Origin of the sequence: Paenibacillus aurantius (assembly GCF_032268605.1) — a bacterium.
GTDB lineage: Bacteria > Bacillota > Bacilli > Paenibacillales > NBRC-103111 > Paenibacillus_AO > Paenibacillus_AO aurantius.
Window position 1 is genome coordinate 4,607,743 of sequence record NZ_CP130318.1, and the last position, 19,527, is coordinate 4,627,269.

Annotated in this window: 16 protein-coding genes; 9 read left to right on the forward strand and 7 right to left on the reverse strand. The window is 60.4% G+C overall.

Going from position 1 to position 19,527, the window contains the following annotated elements:
- Positions 1 to 65: 65 nt before the first annotated feature.
- Complete coding sequence (locus MJA45_RS20920) at positions 66 to 1,337, reverse strand: glucuronate isomerase (protein WP_315603838.1); 1,272 nt, start codon at positions 1,335 to 1,337, stop codon at positions 66 to 68.
- 271 nt (positions 1,338 to 1,608) lie between these two features.
- Between MJA45_RS20920 and MJA45_RS20925 the strand changes: the two genes are divergently transcribed.
- The 5 genes from MJA45_RS20925 (at position 1,609) to MJA45_RS20945 (ending at position 5,274) form a co-directional block, all read left to right on the forward strand.
- On the forward strand, positions 1,609 to 1,962 hold the full coding sequence (locus MJA45_RS20925) for a hypothetical protein (protein ID WP_315603839.1): 354 nt from the start codon (positions 1,609 to 1,611) through the stop codon (positions 1,960 to 1,962).
- Between the two features lie 148 nt (positions 1,963 to 2,110).
- Entirely contained in the window at positions 2,111 to 2,605 is a 495-nt protein-coding gene (locus MJA45_RS20930; protein WP_315603840.1) for a cation:proton antiporter regulatory subunit, read from the forward strand.
- A 1-nt stretch (position 2,606) separates the two neighbouring features.
- Complete coding sequence (locus MJA45_RS20935) at positions 2,607 to 3,836, forward strand: cation:proton antiporter (protein ID WP_315603841.1); 1,230 nt, start codon at positions 2,607 to 2,609, stop codon at positions 3,834 to 3,836.
- A 75-nt stretch (positions 3,837 to 3,911) separates the two neighbouring features.
- Entirely contained in the window at positions 3,912 to 4,187 is a 276-nt protein-coding gene (locus MJA45_RS20940; RefSeq protein ID WP_315603842.1) for a DUF2179 domain-containing protein, read from the forward strand.
- A 166-nt stretch (positions 4,188 to 4,353) separates the two neighbouring features.
- Positions 4,354 to 5,274 carry a DMT family transporter gene (locus MJA45_RS20945; protein WP_315603843.1) on the forward strand — a complete coding sequence of 307 codons (921 nt, stop codon included), beginning with the start codon at positions 4,354 to 4,356 and terminating at the stop codon, positions 5,272 to 5,274.
- A gap of 23 nt (positions 5,275 to 5,297) precedes the next feature.
- Here MJA45_RS20945 and MJA45_RS20950 read toward each other — a convergent pair whose 3' ends face one another.
- The gene (locus MJA45_RS20950; protein ID WP_315603844.1) at positions 5,298 to 5,600 is read right to left on the reverse strand and encodes a YunC family protein; all 303 of its coding nucleotides are present in this window, start codon (positions 5,598 to 5,600) and stop codon (positions 5,298 to 5,300) included.
- A 150-nt stretch (positions 5,601 to 5,750) separates the two neighbouring features.
- On the opposite strand from MJA45_RS20950, the gene MJA45_RS20955 reads away from it, so the two are divergent.
- On the forward strand, positions 5,751 to 6,239 hold the full coding sequence (locus tag MJA45_RS20955) for a hypothetical protein (protein WP_315603845.1): 489 nt from the start codon (positions 5,751 to 5,753) through the stop codon (positions 6,237 to 6,239).
- 153 nt (positions 6,240 to 6,392) lie between these two features.
- On the opposite strand, the gene MJA45_RS20960 is transcribed toward MJA45_RS20955, so the two are convergent.
- The 5 genes from MJA45_RS20960 to MJA45_RS20980 form a co-directional block, all read right to left on the reverse strand.
- Entirely contained in the window at positions 6,393 to 10,880 is a 4,488-nt protein-coding gene (locus MJA45_RS20960; protein ID WP_315603846.1) for a DEAD/DEAH box helicase, read from the reverse strand.
- 50 nt (positions 10,881 to 10,930) lie between these two features.
- Positions 10,931 to 13,279, reverse strand: a complete 2,349-nt coding sequence (locus tag MJA45_RS20965) for an FtsX-like permease family protein (protein ID WP_315603847.1) — start codon at positions 13,277 to 13,279, stop codon at positions 10,931 to 10,933.
- Between the two features lie 58 nt (positions 13,280 to 13,337).
- Complete coding sequence (locus MJA45_RS20970) at positions 13,338 to 14,564, reverse strand: glycosyltransferase family 2 protein (RefSeq protein ID WP_315603848.1); 1,227 nt, start codon at positions 14,562 to 14,564, stop codon at positions 13,338 to 13,340.
- 224 nt (positions 14,565 to 14,788) lie between these two features.
- The gene (locus tag MJA45_RS20975) at positions 14,789 to 15,166 is read right to left on the reverse strand and encodes a DUF423 domain-containing protein (RefSeq protein WP_315603849.1); all 378 of its coding nucleotides are present in this window, start codon (positions 15,164 to 15,166) and stop codon (positions 14,789 to 14,791) included.
- Positions 15,167 to 15,182: 16 nt separating this feature from the next.
- Positions 15,183 to 15,482: a hypothetical protein gene (locus MJA45_RS20980; RefSeq protein ID WP_315603850.1), complete on the reverse strand. Its 300-nt coding sequence runs from the start codon at positions 15,480 to 15,482 to the stop codon at positions 15,183 to 15,185.
- Between the two features lie 132 nt (positions 15,483 to 15,614).
- Between MJA45_RS20980 and MJA45_RS20985 the strand changes: the two genes are divergently transcribed.
- From MJA45_RS20985 to MJA45_RS20995, 3 genes are all read left to right on the forward strand, one after another.
- A complete protein-coding gene (locus MJA45_RS20985; protein ID WP_315603851.1) occupies positions 15,615 to 16,061 on the forward strand; it encodes a hypothetical protein in 447 nt (148 codons plus the stop codon).
- 255 nt (positions 16,062 to 16,316) lie between these two features.
- The gene (locus MJA45_RS20990; protein WP_315603852.1) at positions 16,317 to 16,757 is read left to right on the forward strand and encodes a C40 family peptidase; all 441 of its coding nucleotides are present in this window, start codon (positions 16,317 to 16,319) and stop codon (positions 16,755 to 16,757) included.
- Positions 16,758 to 16,971: 214 nt separating this feature from the next.
- Positions 16,972 to 18,999 (forward strand): glycoside hydrolase family 10-like protein, encoded by a 2,028-nt coding sequence (locus tag MJA45_RS20995; RefSeq protein ID WP_315603853.1) that lies wholly within the window; start codon positions 16,972 to 16,974, stop codon positions 18,997 to 18,999.
- Positions 19,000 to 19,527: the final 528 nt, after the last annotated feature.

The window sequence follows — 19,527 nt, forward strand, 5'->3', positions numbered from 1 at the left end:
GTTTGAAACACAGCCGCCTGGGAAAGTTTCAAAAAAAGGATTCCGGTATCTGTCTTTCGCCCTCCTTAGTTTCCGGCCGTCTCGATCATATCCTCCCGGCCAATAAATCTCCAGAAATTGTTACGCAGAAGATCCGCGACGTCCCGTTCGATCTCCGAGCGCTCGAGCGTCCATCCCGTGCGCAGGACATCGTGATATTTCTCGATAAGCACCTTCTCCAGAATCTCCTTCGAGTGCTTCCACTTGTAAATGAGCTGGTCAAGAACACGGGCATCGGAATGCTGGGGAATGACGCTGAGTCCCAGCAGCTCCACGCGCATGCGGGTCATCTCTTCAATCAGCACCGGATTGTTCAGGAACCACCAGCAGCCGAATACCATGAGGTTACGGAATTTGCGGGCGAGCACCGCCAGCTCATGCTGGTTTTCCCGGGAAAGGAACGTCGTGATGAATTTGTTGTCGGGATGATGCTTGAGCATGTACTCAAGCGGCTCCAAGCTCGCTTTGTCCACGCTGTCGCTTGCCGATTGCAGCGCCGGGTTAACCCCCCGTTTGACACCGATCATCATGGCGAACGGGACGCTCCTCTCCCTTGAGACCGGGAGGATACAGTCCCGGATAATCCGGCCGCGGTCGGAATCCTCCGGATAGGCGAAGCTTGGAGGCAGCGAGACGGCCATGTACAAGGGCTTCATCCGGCCGATCCAATCCGTAAGGAAGCGGCTGACCTCCTTCACCGACTGCTCCGTCCACTCCTCCTCCACCGCGTATCCCCACTCGCGGAGCCGTTCCCGGCTGCGGGCATAATCGTTCAGAAGCGGATCGATGCGCAGCGCGGCATGGAAGCGGCTGTCCGGCGCCGTTCCGTTTAGCCAGAACGGACGCTCCTCGTCATCGAACGGATCGTTCGTCATGACGACGTGGTCCACGTTCGCAAGCTCCAGGACACGGTCCACCTGGCGGTATTCGTCGTATCGGGCGTAGACCTCACGGAACTGGTGAAGATCCCTTGTCTTCACATCGACGCCGAAGCCTTCGAGCGAGGTCAGAACCCCGCGGCACGCTTCGCTCACCGGAGAGTGCTCCAGAAAGAGCGTCTTCCAAATATGCTCGGCCTGCTCCTGCTTCGACAAGGCCCAGAACTCCTCGTAGTCGATCGGGCTCCAGCGCATGACCTCGGCCACCAGATAATGATAGGTCAGCAGCTCATCCACGCCCCACAAGAGCAGGCCTCCGAAATTGGGCGAGTACAGATGGGTATGCATGTCGGTTACCTTTTGTTTAGCGACAACTTCTTTAACGGTTCGGGCGAGCTCCTCGTAATGGGTAATGGTCATGTTCGGATTCCTCCTTTGGTTGTGCACACGTTAACAATTCCATTATAAAACACTTTCCGGGGAAGGTAAACGGCGTTTTCTTAACCGCTTTCAAGAAAAAGACCCGCCCAAACCGGCGTTCCTTCCCGCGGCAGCCTTTACTTTCCCTTCGTCCGGTTGGTATACTAAACCTAACCTTTCAGATAATTCAATCACCTACGGTACACGGATTTTTCGGAAGGGGCGCAGCGCTGCTCAAGCAGCTTCACATCACACCACGGGGAGGGATGGCATGCCGTTTAGAACCGACAAGACGCTCTGGAGACTGTTCATAGCCGGCTTCGTTGCCATTGTTATGCTGTTCGTAATCCCTACCCCTTCTCCATCCGAATCGTTGCGCCTATCCTCTTTTTCCGAAACAGACCGCGTCAAAACCGAAAGCGAAACCAAGCTCACGGTCCGCGCCTACAAGAACAAAGTTCATCCCCCTAACCTGTTAGCCTTATGGGCGGTCGCCCTATCCTTGACCGTTCCCGCACCCCATTTATGCCCGTCCGCCCGGCTCCGTCTGTTCACTCCCTATCTGTCCCGCCGGCTTGTCCGACGGCTTCTGACTCCTGTCCGCCGTACCTCTAGAATGGCGTAAAAAGCCGCTGACGGCTTATTGGCCCTTGCCTATCCCCAAAAAAGCAAGGTTATTTTGCATGCCCGTGGAATGGCATTCCAAGCCAATGGCCTTCTTTATCCGTGACGCTAACCAAGAGGACGACCATACGATACGGAGGGTGAAGCCTATGAAAATTAGAGAAACCGATCTGCCTGGAATCGGAAAAAAGTTCGAGCTCGTGACCCGAAGCGGAGAGAAGCTGATCGTGATTATTCATGATGACGGCCGGCGGGAATGCTTCGGGTACGGGAACGGCAGCGAGGAAGAGATCGTGTCTCTTCTTACTCTTGAGGATGACGAAGCGCGCAAAACGGCCGCGATTATCGGCGGAATGAGCTATACCCCTAAAGCACTGGAAACCATTGAAGTCGCGCTGGACGATTTGATTATGGAATGGTACCGGGTCGAAGACGGGTGGAGCTGCATAGGCCTCACCATCGGCGAGCTGGGCATCCGCCAAACGACAGGGGCGAGCATCATTGGAGTGGTTCAGCGGGACGGGCGGAAGTTTATCAATCCGGGACCCGAAGTCGTGCTGCAGCGGGATTCGCTTCTGATCGTAGCGGGGGAAAGAAGCCAGCAGAAGCAGTTCCGCCAAGTTCTCGCGAACGGGTGTGAATGATATGGATCATCTGGTATTCGAGATAGGGTTGGCTGTCGCACTCATCGCCCTGGCGGGCTTGCTCTCGGCCCGCCTGAGATTTTCCGTCATTCCCTTCTATATTCTCATCGGAATGGCGGTCGGCCCCCATTCGGTACATTGGGGAGCGTTCGACCTTAGGTTCATTTCGAGTGCTCCACTTATTGAATTTATGGGCAGAATCGGCGTTCTGTTCCTTCTCTTCTACCTCGGCCTGGAATTTTCCGTCGGGCGCCTGATCAAATCAGGACGGTCCATCGCCGTCGGAGGAACCATCTACATCCTGATCAACTTTACGATGGGGCTTCTCTTCGGCTTCCTGGCCGGGCTCCCGTTTGCGGAGGTGCTCATTGTCGCCGGCATTACGACGATTTCCTCAAGCGCCATCGTCGCCAAGGTGCTGGTGGATTTGAAACGGACCGCCAACCCGGAAACGGAGATGATTCTCGGCATCATCATGTTCGAGGATGTTTTTCTCGCGGTGTACATTTCCATTGTTTCGGGTCTCGTCTTAAGCGGGTCTTCCTCCCTCGGCGGAATTGCCTTGTCGGCCGTGATTGCTCTAGGCTTTATGCTGTTCGTGCTGATCGCCGGCCGGAAGCTGGTCCCCGTTCTGAACCGGCTGCTCGACATCCGCTCCAACGAGCTTTTTATGCTCGTTATCTTCGCGGTTCTGTTCCTGGTGGCCGGCTTTTCCGAGAAAATCCATGTAGCGGAGGCGATCGGCGCGCTCCTGGTCGGCCTCGTGCTGGCGGAAACCGCGCATATGAAACGGATCGAGAAGCTCGTGCTGCCGTTCCGCGATTTCTTCGGCGCCCTCTTCTTCTTCAGCTTCGGCTTGACCATTGATCCGCTGGCGCTCGGAGGGGCGGTGTGGCTTTCGCTAGGCGCCGTTGTGCTCACCCTCATCGGCAATTTTACCGCCGGCTTATGGGCCGGACGGTCGGCCGGCCTGCCGCCCAAAGCGTCCGTCTCCATCGGGCTTACGATTATGGCCCGCGGCGAGTTCTCTATTATTATGGCGAATCTGGCGAAGGCGGGAGGCCTGCTTCCCATCCTGCAGCCGTTTGCCGCGCTGTATGTCCTCATCCTGGCCGTTCTCGGGCCGCTCTTAAGCAAAGAAAGCAAGCTCGTTTACCAATGGCTGGATCCTTTATTTAAATGGACCGCCCGGACGGAAAGCAAGAAGAACTATGCCTCGCCAGAAGGTTGACCGCCGGAATGGCTTCCACTGGCTTACCCGGCTTACCATCAAACGGCAGATTCGCTGCCCGGGGAGGAACGGAAAATGATCCCTTTGTATGGAAGAAGGACGCAACGCTGCTATTTTCAACGGATGGTGCGCATTCATTCGGAGCGTCATGAACGGATTAAGGAGCGTCTTCAGGACCGCAAGGAACGAAGCATCCGGCCGCTGAACTCCCATCCGATGCATCGGAGCGCCGAGGAGAAGGTCCTTTATATCGTCGTCTACCGGTTGGAGCTCGTGACCATTAGGGAGCTTGTCCGATCGGTCGATCCCGACGCGGGACTTACCGTTTGGAGAATGGACCATTGGAGCTAAACGCAACGGGAACGACGGAGAAAGGCATCTTTTATTCCATAAGGGGCGGGACGCTGCTGAACGCAAGCGGGCTCCCGCCTCTTTTTTCGGTTGGCGGGAAGGGGCTAAGGGAGTATAGTAAGAATGGGCCAAGCCCATTCACTATGACAACAGGAGATTCTGCCCCATGACCGACACTCGACGTTTTCCCATTCCGCTGTGGCTGCTGCTGCTGATCGGCATCGTCGCCATTTCCTTCTCTTCCATCTTCATCCGCTGGTCGGACGCCCCTGTATCGGTTATCGCCATGTACCGGCTGCTGCTGACCAATCTGCTGATGCTTCCTTTCCTTGGTCGCAACTGGCCCGAGATCCGCTCGATTTCTGCGCGGGACGGCCTGCGCCTTGCTCTTTCCGGCCTGATGCTCGGCCTTCATTTTCTATTCTGGATGGGTTCGCTGCGGGCAACGACGGTGGCCAGCTCCACCGCCATCATGGCTTTGGAACCGATACTGGTGATGCTGGGCTCGTTCTGGCTGTACCGCCACCGGACCCATCCCCTCGCCGCGGCGGGCATGATGATCGCCATCGCCGGAGCCGCCCTGATCGGCTGGGGAGACTTCGGCTTGTCCGTACAGGCCCTGAAGGGCGACCTGCTTTCCTTCCTCGGAACGGTCGCCGTGGCCCTGCATATGCTCATCGGCAAAAGCTTAAGAAGCCGCATCAACGCCTTTGTCTACAGCTTCACGGTGTTTGCCTCGGCCGCCGGCGTCCTCGCCGTCTATAACGCAAGCGCCGGCTATTCCTTTACGGCGTACGCGCCGAAGGAATGGGGAATCTTTCTTATGCTCGCCGTCGTTCCCACGCTCTTCGGCCACTACCTGTTCAACTGGCTGCTCCAATACATGAACGCCACCTCCGTCTCCATGACGGTCCTGGGCGAGCCCCTTGGGGCCGGCCTGCTCGCGTACCTGCTGCTTAACGAAGCCGTGACGGGTCTTCAGGCGGCCGCCGCCGGCCTGCTGCTCTTCGGCGTCTGGCTGTTCATCCGCGCCGAGCGGAAGGAGCCGACGCCGCCTTTAGCCGAGGAGCCTGGACGGGCGGCCTGACGCCCGTCCTCTTCGCGCTTCTCTCAAAGCATGCGGGCCAGCGCGTCCATGCCCTTCATCCCGGGAACGATCCCAAGCGCCTCCGCCGCCGTCGTGACCGATTCCAGGGGCGCGTCCAGCAGCTCTTCCAAGGTCCGGACTCCAACCGCTCTTCCGGCGATGATCCCTCTTTCCTTGAGCTTCTCGTTCAGAAGACCGACGTCCAGCGCCCCGCACATGATATAACCTTTCTCTGTGGAGACCGACAGCAGGGTCGTTTTGGGCAGCTTGACCTCCACACCGATCGCCGTTCCGCCATCCACCTCAACCGGAATCATCCGAATCATGGCACCGCCCCCATCCGTTTTTTGCCATTGTATGTCTGTCCTCCGGCAAGCGTGCTCCCGGAAGCCGTCTTCCGCTTGGCAATGGTAAAATGGGCCTATTTTCGGGTAATAGATCGTGATATAGTGATAGGGAGAAGAGGGTGGATGAAGATGAATACCGAACCAAAGAGCGGGAAAAAAAATTATCTCTTCACCGTGGACATCCTAGTGGAAGGCTACAGCAACGGCATTGCTCTTGAAAGTTTGCTTCACCTGCTGAACCAGGACAAGATCAAGGATTACCAGATCCGTAAAGGAATAGAGCTCGGCAAGCAGATCGAGTTCCTCCTCGAGAAAGGAAAGAACTCATCTCCTCCCCTTATGGCAGACACGCAGCCGTCCTCTTCGGCGATGGCCAGGCCGCCTGCCGCTCCGCCCTCCAAGAACAAGAAGCAGGTTACGGACGAGGTGGAAAAAATCAAGAGCAGCAATGCCTTGATTAGGCTCACCGTCCCGAGCGCCAAGGAAGGCAAACTAAGCATCCCCTGCCGGATTCTCAACTTCGATTATGATACGGAAATGCTGACGGTGTACCACGTGGACGAGAAGAAGGTTTACCAATTTCATCTGAGCGAAGTGGAAGACCTCGCCGCTCACTAAAAAGAAACGACCGGGATTCCGATCCCGGTCGTTTCTTTATGCGGTCAGGCACCGGCCGGGCCAATGCCTTAACCGGTAACTTTGTTGGCGGGTAATCCTCCGTATGCGCACGAAAATCAATGAGAAAGCAGAACAACACTCTCGGCTACTGCACTAGTCCCGCAGGCTGCTCGGCCACAGCACATAATGCTTGCGGTCCCGCTCGGCGCCGATTTCCTCGAGAAGCCCGGCCGCTTCGGATTCCACCGCCTCGCGGCCGTTCCACGATTCCACCACGATTTTGCGGATTCCGTTCTGGCGAAGCAGCGTACGGAACAGGCCGGAGAGCTCCCGGCCCCATTCCTCTTCGGCATCCCCCATGCTGACCAGCCGGCGCCCGTTGTTCTCGATCCACATCACCCAGCGGCCCTCACGGAAAACAAGGAAATTCCCGGGCTTGCGGGCAAACGCTGCTCCCGGACGAGCCGGCCAAGAGGCCGCCGCTCCGTAAGGATTGGCGGGGTCCACCGCGGAGAGCAGGGTGAGGCCGGGTTCCCGGCCGGCCGGCTTTCGCAGCCCCTCGACGGTTTCCCGGGTCGAGTACTGAAGGGAAGCCACACCCTTGATGAAGAAGCCGCGGGTAACCATTCCCCATTCCTCGAGCTGCTTGAGAACCCCGTAATGCACGTCCCAGGCGTAGGGGGACGACTGGGACGCCAGCTCTCTCGTTACCAGTCCGAACTGCTGCAGCAGGTGGCGGGTCCACCGCACGGCGGACTCCCCGGGGTCAACCGGTTCTCCGGCAAGCCCGGAGAGGGCGTACCAGCGGCCGAGGCCGGACTGAAATTTCCCGGCCTTGGCCCGGTTACCACCCAGGTGAAGCCGCAGCGGAGCAAACTGGTCGTTCGCGGCATGGCCCTCCCAGACAAGGTCCATCAGCTGCTCGAGCACCTCCGAGGGCAGCTCGCCGGTTTCCCGGCTCAGCGCCGAGAGGAAGCTCGCCCCTTTTCTCCGCAGCCGCTCCAGGAGGGCGGGATGCTTGGTATCGCCGGTCCTGGCCGCAAGAGGACCGTACAGCTCGGCGGCCTCCATCAGGAAGAAGGCGACCCTCCCCTCCTTCTCCCCCTCTTCCTTGCGGCCCATCCAGAAGAGCTCGCCCGAGGCGCAGAGCAGATCGAGCTCGTCCGGCCGGTAGCCGGGAACCCTCGCCGGGAAAATAAACTTCTCCCAATGACTCAAGGGAAGAAAAAGCCCCTGAAGCCGGCCGATCACCTCGCGCAGTTCGGCGCCACCCGAAGCCGTCCCCAGCGTCACCCCTTGAAGCTCGGCCAAATAGGCGGCATACCGGTCGGCAGGAACCCCCTCGCTTGCCCTCCGGAAATCCCGGATGGAGAAGCGGATGATGCGCGAAGCCACCTTGGCGCTCGTCCACAGCTCTTCCCGGCCGGGCTCGGCAAAGGGAGCCGTCTCCACCGTTCCTTGTCCCCGGGCTTCCTGAACCAGCCGCTCCGCCTCCGGCCGGGGGATGGCATACCGCTCCGCCAGCTCCTCCGTGGTGAAGGCGAGCCGGTGCTCCATGAACCGTTTGCCAATGAAGGCAGCCGATCGGCTGCTCCCGGGGAAGGCCGCGTAGAGCTCCGCTTCGTCGGAGCAAATATAGCGCGGTTCCCCGCCAACGGCGGCGACGGCTACCTTGTCCTCCTCGATTAGAGAGTCTACCCATTCCGCGGAAGCCCGACCAGCCAGACGGATGAGCTCCTCCCGCGTCATATCCCCCCGCTCCTTCAGCAACCGGTACAGATCCTCCCGGCCCTGGATGTCGAGCCCTTCGCCCTCCTCCAGCCGCCGCTTTTCCTCCTCGACGATTTCCTGGGAAATGCTTTCCCGGAGGGCGTCCTGTCCGAACATTTCAGCCGCCAAGCCCTTGTTTACGCCGAGCAGACGAACCTGCAGATCCTTGCTCAAGGCATCCGATTCATAGAACGAAGCGTTAACGTAATCAAAAAGAAACTGGGCCGCCATAGGCGACGGGAAGCGGGAATCCCGGTAAGCGAGCTCTATCTCTCCCCTCTCCATGGCCTGGAGCATCTCCTGAACCGGTCCGGTGTCCAGCGACTCCCGGAGCGACTCCTCGAAGGCTTCCCGTAGGAAAGGGAAATCCTCAGCGTAGGGCAGCGCCTCCTTAAGAAGCTCTTCGCTCCTCAGCCTCTTCTTCCAGGCCGGCATACGGGTGAAGCTGCGGGAAAGGAGAAGCGACACCTCGGCAATGCGCCGAAAGTTGATGCCGAGCAGGGGCGAGGAGGGGATCGCTTGAAGGAGGAGCGTTTCGAGCTCGCGGCTCCCCAGCTGCCGGATCAGCAGAGGCCACGCCGGGTCCCATTCGGTGAAGACGAATTCAATGCCGTTGTCCCGGGCATTGGCATACAACCGCCCGGTCCCCTTCTTCTCCAGCTTCGCCTGAAGGGCAAGCTGCCAGGTCCGGTTGAACCGGCGGCCGAACCAGCTGTGAAGAACAAGATGATGCTGCGCGGCATCGTCCGTAAAATGCTCCAGGACGAGCCGCCGGGAGGTAGGCAGCGGAGTGGAGGCCCGCTGGGAAGCGATAAGGGACAGCAGGCTGTCCGCCGCGCCCGCCTCCATGCGGAATTCCTCCATGAGCCATTCCTCGGCGAGCAGCCGGGAATCCCGCTCCCTCCGGTCCAGCTCCTCCACGAACCGGCCGACCGCTTCTCCCATCTCCCGGCTTCTGCCCAACGCTTCCGCCCTCCAGAACGGGATCTCGCTGTAGGCATTGGCGCTCTCCGTTACATAGATCCGGTCGTGGCGGATCGCCTGTACCCTCCAGGAGCTCGTCCCGAGTTGGAAGGTGTCGCCCACGCGCGTTTCGTGGACGAATTCTTCGTCCAGCTCGCCCAGGTGCAGCTTCGATTCCGCATGATGCACGGGATACCCCGAGCTCTGCGGAATCGTGCCGGCGCCCATGACCGCCGCCATGGGCGTGTTTGCCCGGCGGCGGAGCACCCCGGCGCCGCGGTCCCACTCGAGCAGCGGGCGTGCGAACGGGTACAGCCCGGCCAGCACCTGCAGCACCGCCTCGAGCCGCGCCCGCGGCAGGCCGCGGAAGCCGTCGCTGCGCGCGAGCGTGCGGGCGAGCCGCCCGAGCTCCCAGTCCTCCGTGGCCGTCATGGCCACGATCTGCTGGGAGAGGACATCGAGGGAATGCCGCGGAACGCGGATTTCCTCGATGTCCCGGGCGGCGATGGCGCGCGCGAGCACGGCGGCCTCGGGCAGCTCGCTGCGGGTGCGCACGAGGATCACGCCGCGGGAGATGCCTCCCACGGCGTGGCCCGCGCGGCCGAAGCGCTGGATGCCCGCGGCGGCCGTCTTGGGCGAGTCGACCTGGATCACGAGATCGACGTGGCCGACGTCGATGCCGAGCTCCAGGGAGGAGGTCGCCACCAGGCAGCGCAGCTCGCCGTCCTTCAGCATCCGCTCGACCTCGAGGCGCTTCTCGCGGGACACGCTGCCGTGATGCGACCGGGCCATCTCGTAGCCCGCATGATCGTTCAGCCGCAAGGTCAAGCGCTCGCACAGCCTCCGGCTGTTGACGAACACGAGCGTCGTCCGGCTGCCCGTCATGAGCCCCGTGATCCGGTCGAGGATCGGCTTCCACATGTCGCGCTCTTTCCCGCCGGAAGCCCGCTCGGGCATCGTCACCGTGACCTGGAGCTCCTTGTTCATCCGGCTTTCGATGATGTGGACCGGCCGGGGAGTGTAGCCGCTGCCAAGCGCTTCTTCCGGCGCCCTCTCTTCCGCAGCCGGCGGAAGGCCATCCCTTTCCTCACGGCTCCCGGAAAGGGCGGCGCTCTCTTCCCCATGGGAAGCGCGTGCGTTCAACCCGCTCCCGGCGGCTTCGGCTTCGCTGCCCCGGCTGTCCTCTTCCGCCCCCGATTTCCCTGCGGGTTCGTACGGTGTTTCCGTCTCTCCGGCAGCCGGTTCTTCCCAGCCCCCGAGAAACCGCGCCACGCGCTCCATCGGCTTCTGGGTGGCGGACACGCCGATCCGCTGGGGAGAACGGCCGCACCAGTCGACCAGCCGCTCGAGCGTCACCGTGAGATGAAGCCCCCGCTTGTCCGCCGCGAGATCATGAATTTCGTCGACGATGACCTGCTCCACTGTCTTCAGCATCTCCCTTCCCTTCCGGGAGGTCAGCAGGATATACAACGATTCGGGGGTCGTGACAAGCAGGTCGGGCGGGGTGCGCAGCATCGAGGTCCGCGTGCTTTGCGACGTGTCCCCGGTGCGGACGCCGACGCGTATTCCCGGCCAACCGGCTCCCGACCTCTCTGCTTCCGCCTCCATCTCCTCGACAAAGCGTACGGCATGGTGATGAATGTCGTTATTGAGCGCCTTGAGCGGGGTTACATAGAGAATGCGGACCCCGGCTCCGCTATAGCTTCCTGCCAGCTTGCCTTTGACGACCCGGTCCAGGCACGGGAGCAGCGCCGCCAGCGTTTTGCCGGAGCCGGTCGGAGCGGCTATCAAAGTATGGCGGCCGGAGCTTATGGACGGCCACGCCTGCAGCTGAACATCGGTCGGGTTCCCCACCTCTTTGGCGAACCAGCTTCTCAGAACCGGATGAAAGTCCTCCGTTCCCTTCATACGCGTCACCCCTTTCGCAACCTTTTCTGGTTAAGCTGATACTCCTGTCCCTATTCATAATTCAGCACGTCCCGGATGTCCATCCGGGAAGCTTTGCGGGAGGGAAGATAGGTTGCCACGGCGGCCAAGACCAGAACACCCCCCAGCCACAGAGCAAGCCCCAAGAACGAATAACGGTAATCGAGCGGGGCCTGAAACAGGCTCAGGCCCACTTGGCTGCCGAGAATACGGCTGATCGGATACGCCAAGCCGGCGGACAGGCCCCAGCCGAGCAGGGCGGCACACATCCCCTCTACCGTCACCATGGCCCATACCGCCGAATCTGCGGCACCTATGCTCCGCAGGATTCCGATTTCCTTGGACCGCTCGAGGACATTAAGACTCATCATGCCCATGAGACCGAGAGAAGCTATTACGGTAAGCAGAACGGCCATCGCCGCAAGAAACCCGATGAGGATCCCGAGCCGCTTCTCCTGAACCTCCCGTGCCTCCGCGGTAAAAGACGGAGCATTGAGCTTCCAGCCCTTCTCTTCCCCCAGCCGGCGAAGCTCGGCCGCGGTGCTCCTCTGCTCCTCCAAGTCCGCGCCGTCCATTCCAAGCTGAAGCAGGCTGGCGGTTCCATCCGCCCCAACGGAACGGGTAAGGGAGCCGTAGCCAACATACGCGTCCACTTCCTTCGGGGCCGGGACGATGCCCGCTACCCGCCAGGTCTGCTTCACCCCTTGAACCGTGAGGGTGACGGAATCGCCAATCCGAAGGTCCGGCTCTTCTCCTGCGAAGGAGGAGGTCAGTACGATGTCGGCTTGGTCCTTCCGGAGCCAGCGTCCTTCGCTCATAACAGGGGTAAGCAGACCGGAATCTTCCGGTGGAGCGGCTATCGCCAGATCGCGGCTTTTGGTGCCGTCCCGGCGGAGGAGGGTGCCGGTGGCGGAGTACCAGCTTTCCGCCTTCTTCACGCCGGGGAGCCCGAAGGCGAGCTTCTCCAGGGCTTCTCCAGGCTGCGGAACCGGAAAGGTGAACCGTATATCATAGCCCATAAAGCCGAAGGAGCGGTCCAGTGTGCGGCCGATCGAGGCCTGCAGGCTGAATACGGAAAGCACCACCGCTCCTCCGATGCCGAGCACGGCTGTCGCCAAGGCCAGTCTGCCCTTGCGGCGGAAGGTATTGCGTATGGCCAGCAGCAGGGGCCGGGGCAGCCCTTTCAGCCCCATGATCGTCTCCCCCGCCTGGGCCTCTCTTCCCGGATCCGGTCCCCCAATCGCCTCTCTTTCGGGCATGCGGGTGCCGCGGTAAACCGGAAGGAACGCCGACAGGGCCGGAATCAGCAAGCCCACCGCCGCTTGAAGCCCCACCACGGAAGGAGACAGGCCGTAGCCGGATACATCCAGATTGAGAAGATCGGTCGTCCGGCGGGTGATCAGGAAAGCGGCCCCCCAGCCGAGCGGGATGCCGACGGCGGCTCCTATCCCTCCCAGGATCAGCACCATCCCCAAATAGAGACGGAACAGGCTGCCGTCCCCCGCCCCTATCACCTTCATGACTCCGATCTGTCTCAGCTGTCCGTGAATGAGGGCGGTCATCGTGTTGACCACGAGACCGGAGCCGAGAAGAAGGGCCAGCCCACCAAAGGCGAGCAGGATGAAGGCCATCGACGTGATCAGGTCATAGGCCCAATGCTTGCCCGGCTCGGGGACCGATAAAGAGAAGACCGCTTTCCCTTCCGCATTAAGAGCGTCCCGTACCCGGACGGCCAGATCGTTAAGTAGCTTCTTATCGGCGGAGGAGGATTCCGCCTTGCCGGACAGCGTGTTATAGGTCTCCGGCAGCCCGAGAGCCGCGGCTCCCTCTCCCGTCAAATAACCGAAGCACAGGCCCGACACCTCGGCCGAATTGCGGAGAGGATCTTTGACGGTCCCGGCGACGGTAAACCTATGCTTCTCTCCGTCCGATAAATCCAGCCATACCTCATCCCCTATGGACAGGCCCAGGTAAGCAAGCGCGGTCCGTTCGAGCAGCAGGCCTACTCCCGGAGGGGGCCACTCCCCTTCCTCCGGGTAAAAACGGTCCATGACGATGCCGCCGAAATCCTTCACCACCTGCAGGTTCACATTCTTCCAGCCGTCCGCTCCGGCAGCAGGCGCTTCGGTTGACGGGCTGATCCGCCCATAAACGGTTCTTCGCGCTTCCACCTGTCCCAAGCCGGGAACAGCAGCTAGAGCCGCCAGTTCCTTCTCGCTGAAAGGCTCGGCCAGCAGCGTAAAATGCGAAGGGGAAGAGGCGCGGTAGCTGTCCTCCATTCCCTGGACGAACACCATGCGGGACTGTCCGATCATTCCCACCCCGGTCACCCCAAGGGAAATGGACAGAACGACCAGCAGCGTCCGGACCTTCTGGACCACCAGGTCCCTCCCTATTTTTCTCCAGCGGGGGCTGATCCACATACTGCCTTTCGTCTCCTTACGAAATTTCTTCGATTTTGATCGCGCGGGTGTGCTTCGTATGGCTCCATTTCTGGTTGTTGCTTGTAAAAAAAGCCCAAACCGTCACCGGAATCCAGCTCAGCAGAAACAGATTATAGGGGATAAGACCGACAAACGCCTTCCAAGACCTACGCTCGAGCAACAGGACGGCCGCCGGCTGCAGGTAGAGGAGCAGGCTGCTGCCGTACCAGAACCAGGCCGGCAGAAGCGAGCGGAAGCCTTCTCCTCCCCCGCCGGTCAGCTGGACCCACAGCATCACGCTGTAGATGATATAGAGGAGGAACCGGAACGGCTGGAACAGATACAGCGCCGCATCGAGCTGCGACAGGCTCCGGTTCGCGAGCGCCGCGTGCAGAATTCTCCAGAAATACCGCCTCGCACAGAAGAAGTGCCCCTGCATCCACCTAAGCCGCTGGCGCATGGAGCTCCACAGCCCGATCGGCTTCTCGTCGTAAACAAGGGCGTCATGGGCCCACGTCGGAAAAATCCCTCTTTCCACGCAGCGGGCCGTGAACTCCACATCCTCGGTCAGTGACCGCGCTCCCCAGCCGATTTCCTTCAGCAGACCGGATTCGATGCAGATCCCCGTCCCTCCCAGAACACTGCCCATCCCGAGATTGTGGCGGGCGAGCTGCCAGTTCCGGTTCATGAACCAGTACATGATGGCGTAGGAAACGCTTACCCAGGAGTCGAATGGATTTTTCGTTTCCAGATAGGCTTGGATCACCCGGTCTCCCCGGCCCAGCTTGTTATTCATAACGGTCAGAAAATTCGGGCTGATCAAATTGTCCGCATCGAGAATAATCACGGCATCGAAGCTCCGGTCCTGCTCCCACAGCCGCTGAAGCATCCATTCCACGGCGTGGCCTTTGCCTCGCAGCGTCGGGTGCTCCCTCACCATGGGCTTTCCCCCGCCGGCTTTCGCGATCCTGGCCGTCCGGTCCGTACAGTTGTCGCAAATGACGAAGACCTCGTAAAGCGCTTTCGGATAATCGAGCTTGTGGATATTGTCCAGCAAAGAGCCGAGCACCGCCTCTTCATTGTGGGCGGCCACCAGAATGGCGAAGGAGTGCTCCGGTTGCCGTTCATAGGTTTCTCTTTTGCGAATGTATCCGGCAAAGCCAAGCAGAATCTGATAAACACCGATGCCGCCAACCAACAGCTGCAGAGCGGCAAAGGCGTACCCAAGCCAGGAACCAATCAAAGCTTACCCTCTCTCTTTCCTTCATGGACGGCCTCTTTCTCCCAAGGAGAACGGGGAGCCGGAGGCCTCCTCCTAAATAAAAAGGTCATTAACTTCAAAAAAACAACCTGCTAAGGCAGATTGTTCCTTCGGTCTTCGCGGGCCCGGCGCCCTATCCGGTTAGGCCGGCTGAATCGCGCCGGAAGCCGGGAACTGATGACGTCGGCGCCTTATGACAGATAATCCTACAGCCGACGCTCTTTCCAGGCGGCCGCCGCCAGGCATGCCCAGCCGGCGATAAAGGCGACCCCGCCGATCGGCGTAATGGCACCGAGCACTTTGATCCCGCTCAAAGCGAGAAGGTACAAGCTGCCAGAGAAGATTATGACCCCAATTACGAGCAGAAGGCCCGCCCGCGCGACCAGCTTCTTCGCCTCCAGCCGGTCATGCAAGAGGGCGATTCCGAGGAGGCCGAGCGCATGGTACATCTGATACTGCACCCCGGTGTGATAGATGGCCAGCATATCCTCCGTCAGCCGGTCCTTCAGGGCGTGGGCGCCGAATGCCCCCAGTGCCACTCCAAGCAGGGCAAGCACGCTGCCCCACAGCAGGTAAGTTCTCACGTCTACTTCCGCTCCTTTACTGTTGTCCTACATCATGCTGTCCGACAATAAGGGTGACCGGCTCCAGAAAGACACGCACGGCCGTTCCGTCGCCAAGCAGGTCTATTTCCATGTCCATGATTTTGGAACGGCTGATCCGTCCTTCCCTTCTATCATAAACCACATCGAATTGTTTCAATCCGAGTGCGTGGTTGATCACCGTGGCTCCGATAGCGGGAAGCGGGGATTCCACCTCTCCATGATCGAAGAGCACCTCCGAGAGAATTTCGGCGTTCATGTCGACGGTCTTGACGGTCTGAAAAAGCCGGTATTTCATGAGTCCACTCCCTCTGACAATGATAACCTTATCATACCAGAATGCCGCCCGGCGAGACAGCCGCTTTGCAAAAGCCTTCTTACCCCATTATGATAAGAAGAGCTTAAACCGAGTTCAAAACGAGGTGATACTATGCACAACGAACCGAGCGGCCGGGACGATTCCAAGAGCCCGTGGGGCGGGAACGGAGGACACTCGGGACCGGCCGGGGACGAGGGACGGAAGCACTCGGGTCCCGGACTCGCTTCGCTGATTGTAGGCTCCGTGATGATGGCCGGGTTCTTTACCCTCCTGGTGTACATGGGTACGCTGATCAGCAGCGAGCTTCCCGCAGGGAGCCCCATCGACCCCCGCCAGCTGGTTATGAGCGATAGGCTCAAAGCAACGCTGGTCTTTGTCAGCATCGGCTTAATGGGGACGGTCGCCGGCTTTCTGGCCGGCTTCGTGCTTGGCCTCATCGGCCTGCTGCAGAGGGACCGCCGGAAAGCCTTCGCGGTTGCCGGAACGGCGCTTAACGGGGTTATTCCGGTCTTTGTGCTTTTGTTCCTTCTGCTGGCGCAAATGGCGGCACCCGCTTAAGAGAGCGGAATCCGGGGAGGCGACGCCCTCCCGGACCGTACCTTCAACTATTACCAAAAAAGCAGGCGCAAAGCATCCTTCGGGGTGCCTGCGCCTGCTTTTTGTATTCCAGCCTCTGGAGGAGGTTGGTTGTTTTCCCATTAACCCACTAAAGAAGCAGGGCGGATGGGAATGTTACAATGGCCCTGTTCCGTTGAAGCCGCTTTACAGCCAAACTTTAGGAAAGGGGACTTGTCCTTCATTATGAAAAAACTGATGACCGCGTCCATATTAGCCTTATCGCTGCTCTTCTCGGCAGCCGGAATGGCCAGCGCTTCTCCCACCGGGGATAAGATCGCTTCTACAGCCAAATCCTACGTCGGAAAAGTAAAATACCGCTGGGGAGTCCGCGATCCTCGACATCTTATCTTCGACTGCTCTTCTTTTACCCAATTCATCTACCAGCGAAACGGCGTCCACATCGGCTGGGGAGCCAACGCGCAAACAAAGTACGGAAAATCCGTCTACAGCAAATCCAAGCTGCAGAAGGGCGACCTCGTGATGCTGAGCACGAGCCGTCCGGGTAAGATCGGCCATGTCGGCATCTACGTCGGAAACGGCAAGTTCGTTCATGCCATCCAAAGCGGAAGCGTGGTATCGGATCTCTATTCCGGCTACTGGAAGAACCGCTTCGTCAAAGGCACCCACGTTAAGTAATAGTCACGGAAGGCCCGGGCCTTCCGCTTCGAGCCGTTCCCTTTTCGGGAACGGTTTTTTGGGCTTCTTTCCCTATTTCCCTTTTAAGCTGAATGGACCGGGTTCTCGCTTTTCTGCCTTCTCCTAATGCCCTTTTCCTCCTCCTCCGCTATACTGGCTATAAATAAGTAGAAAGATAGAAGAGAATCATCCGACTCGTACAGGGGGTTGTCCTATGAAGCTTCATTCCTCTCCAACCTTAATTGACTATACTTTGGCAGATGGGCGGAACGTTCCGGTTTCCCCGGTTAATAGGCCGGGCGGGACGGAAAAGATCGTGGAATATATGCCCGTGTGGGGCTACTATACGGGGACGAAGGTCACGGCCGCCGAGGTCGTGCTGGTGGAGACAGGGCGGCCGACATGCTACCGGGTGGTGGAGGTCCATCCCCCGTCCGGTCCCCGCAGGGGAAGCTCCATCCCCGGTAACGGGCTTGTCCTCTCCGCTCTCCCGGGGGAAACGGCGGACAGCGGCGGGCCGCTGCTGGCTCACTTCCGGGTCGGCGATTTGGTGACCCGGCACGAACGGACACCGGCGGAAGCGGACCAGCGGGGGAACGACGGCGGAACAAGCCGGCCGGCCGCCGAGCAAGGGCTGAACCGGGCGGAGGATAGCATCCGGACCGCGGAAGCCAGCCTGGACCGGGCGCGGGAGGAGTACGCGAACGTCCCGTTCCGCGAAGCCGATTCCCGCCTTTCCTCAGCCCGGGAAAGGCTGGAGCTAGCCCGGCGCCTGGCCGCCGCCTCTCCCGCCGAAAGCGTCCACTGCTCCCGGCAGGCGGAGGCATGGGCCCTGGAGGGCTATTGCCTCTCGCTTCCGAGCCGGACGGCAGAGGCGCGGGGCGTCTGGTACCGGCCGGTGGAGCGGAACGCGGAAGAGGTCGGCGTGACGCTGGACCGGATGGCGGCTTCGGGCCTTAACGAGCTTTACCTGGAAACCTTCTTCCAAGGGTATACCATCTTCCCCAGCCGGACCGCCTGCGCCCATGGAATTGCCGGGCAGAACCCGGTTTTTGCCGGCTGGGACCCGCTCGACGTCTTTGTTAAGGAAGCCGCTAAGCGGGGCATTGCCGTGCATGCCTGGATCAACGGCTATATGGTCGGGATCGACCCGTCCGGAGGCCCCATCCTCCGCATTCATCCGGAATGGGCGGCGGTGCCCCGGGACAGCGTCGGCCGGGACCAGCCTGCTCCCGATCCCGGCACCGGGTACTTCTGGATGGACATCGTAAATCCGGAGCCGCGGGGTTACCTGATCGGCCTCATGAAGGAAATGGTCGGCCGCTACGGGGCAGCAGGCGTGAACCTGGATTACATGCGGTTTCCGTCCGACGGCTTCAGCTATTCCCGGTACGTCCGTTCCGCTTACGCCGAGGAAATCGGGACGGACCCCTATGACCTCGATGCGGACACCGATCCCGCCGGGTGGGAGCATTGGACGGCCTGGCTTCGCCAAGCCGAGAACGAAGGGATGAAGGCGGTCTACCGGGAGCTGAAAGCTCTAGCCCCGCAAACCGTCATCTCGGCCGCTCCGGAGCCGGGACCCGAGGCCGACCGGATCGGCGAATGGGCGGAGGTGGTGGATGTCGTCATCCCCCAAGCCTATTTCGCCGAATCGGATAGGGTCAGGGAATCCGTGAAGGAGCACAAAGGAAAGCTGGCAGAGGGCTGTCTCATTTACAGCGGCCTTTACCCGCTGTACATTCATCTGGATGCCTTCTCGACGGTCACCCAGCTGTTCGCTGCTCGGGACCTGGACCAGGGCGCGAGCCTCTTCTCCTTCGGGCAGGCCGGGCGTCCGCACGTGAAGGCCTTGCGCCAGGGACCTTGGCGGGAGGACGCCGTTTCCCCCGGCCTTCATCCGATCGAAGCCGTGAGCCGCCTCATCGCGGAGCTGGTCCGCGACCTCCGCGAGGTCTACCTTCCGCGCGGAGCCGCTTCGGACCGGACCGGCGGTGCCCTGCTCGCGGCGATCGAGGCCTTCACGGCGGAGTACGATAGCCTCCGGGAAGCGGCCTCCGGTCCGGTCATGGCCCCTGATGCTCACGACCGGCTTCTCGGCTGTCTCGGCGGGGTGCACCGCGCCGTCGCTTCCGGCAAGGCGGAAGGCGGCCTTCACCCGGCGGCGGAGCGGCGCCTGCAGGATCAGCTTCGCTATGCGGAGGACCTGATCTCCTATTCGCGGAAGAAGGGGATTTGGTAACGATCCGGCGGGGTCCCTCCTGAAAAGAGACACTCCTGCAAGGACCGGAGGACTTTCACCGGCGGGCGCCTTATCCGATTTCGTTCTGCTGCTCTTTTATTTTCGTGTGCTTACGGGCTTACGGGGACCACTCCGCCAACAAAGTTACCGGAAGAGCGCCCGGACGGGCTGTGGGACGGATAGAGGAACGATGATCCTCTATCCCCGCTCCTGGAACCTCCTCCCGCTAAGGAGAGGAACTCTGCTCCTCTATTGAGGGGCATGCAGGCTTGAGAAGCGCGTTTGGCGGTGGAATAGGAAACCGTAGTTCCTCTATGCCCGGCGAAGCGCTCTTTTTCCTGGCTATAAGATACTGTAGTTCCTCTATGCCGAAGAAACGCTCCGTTGCCGGGCAATAGGATACCGGCGTTCCTTTATTCGCGGGGTTCCTTTTCCGCTCGGGGAGACGTTCCTTAACGCATCTACCCTCGAATTCCGTTGATGGAAGTCAGCTTGTTATAAACCAGGGTGGGCAGCACATGCCTGCCC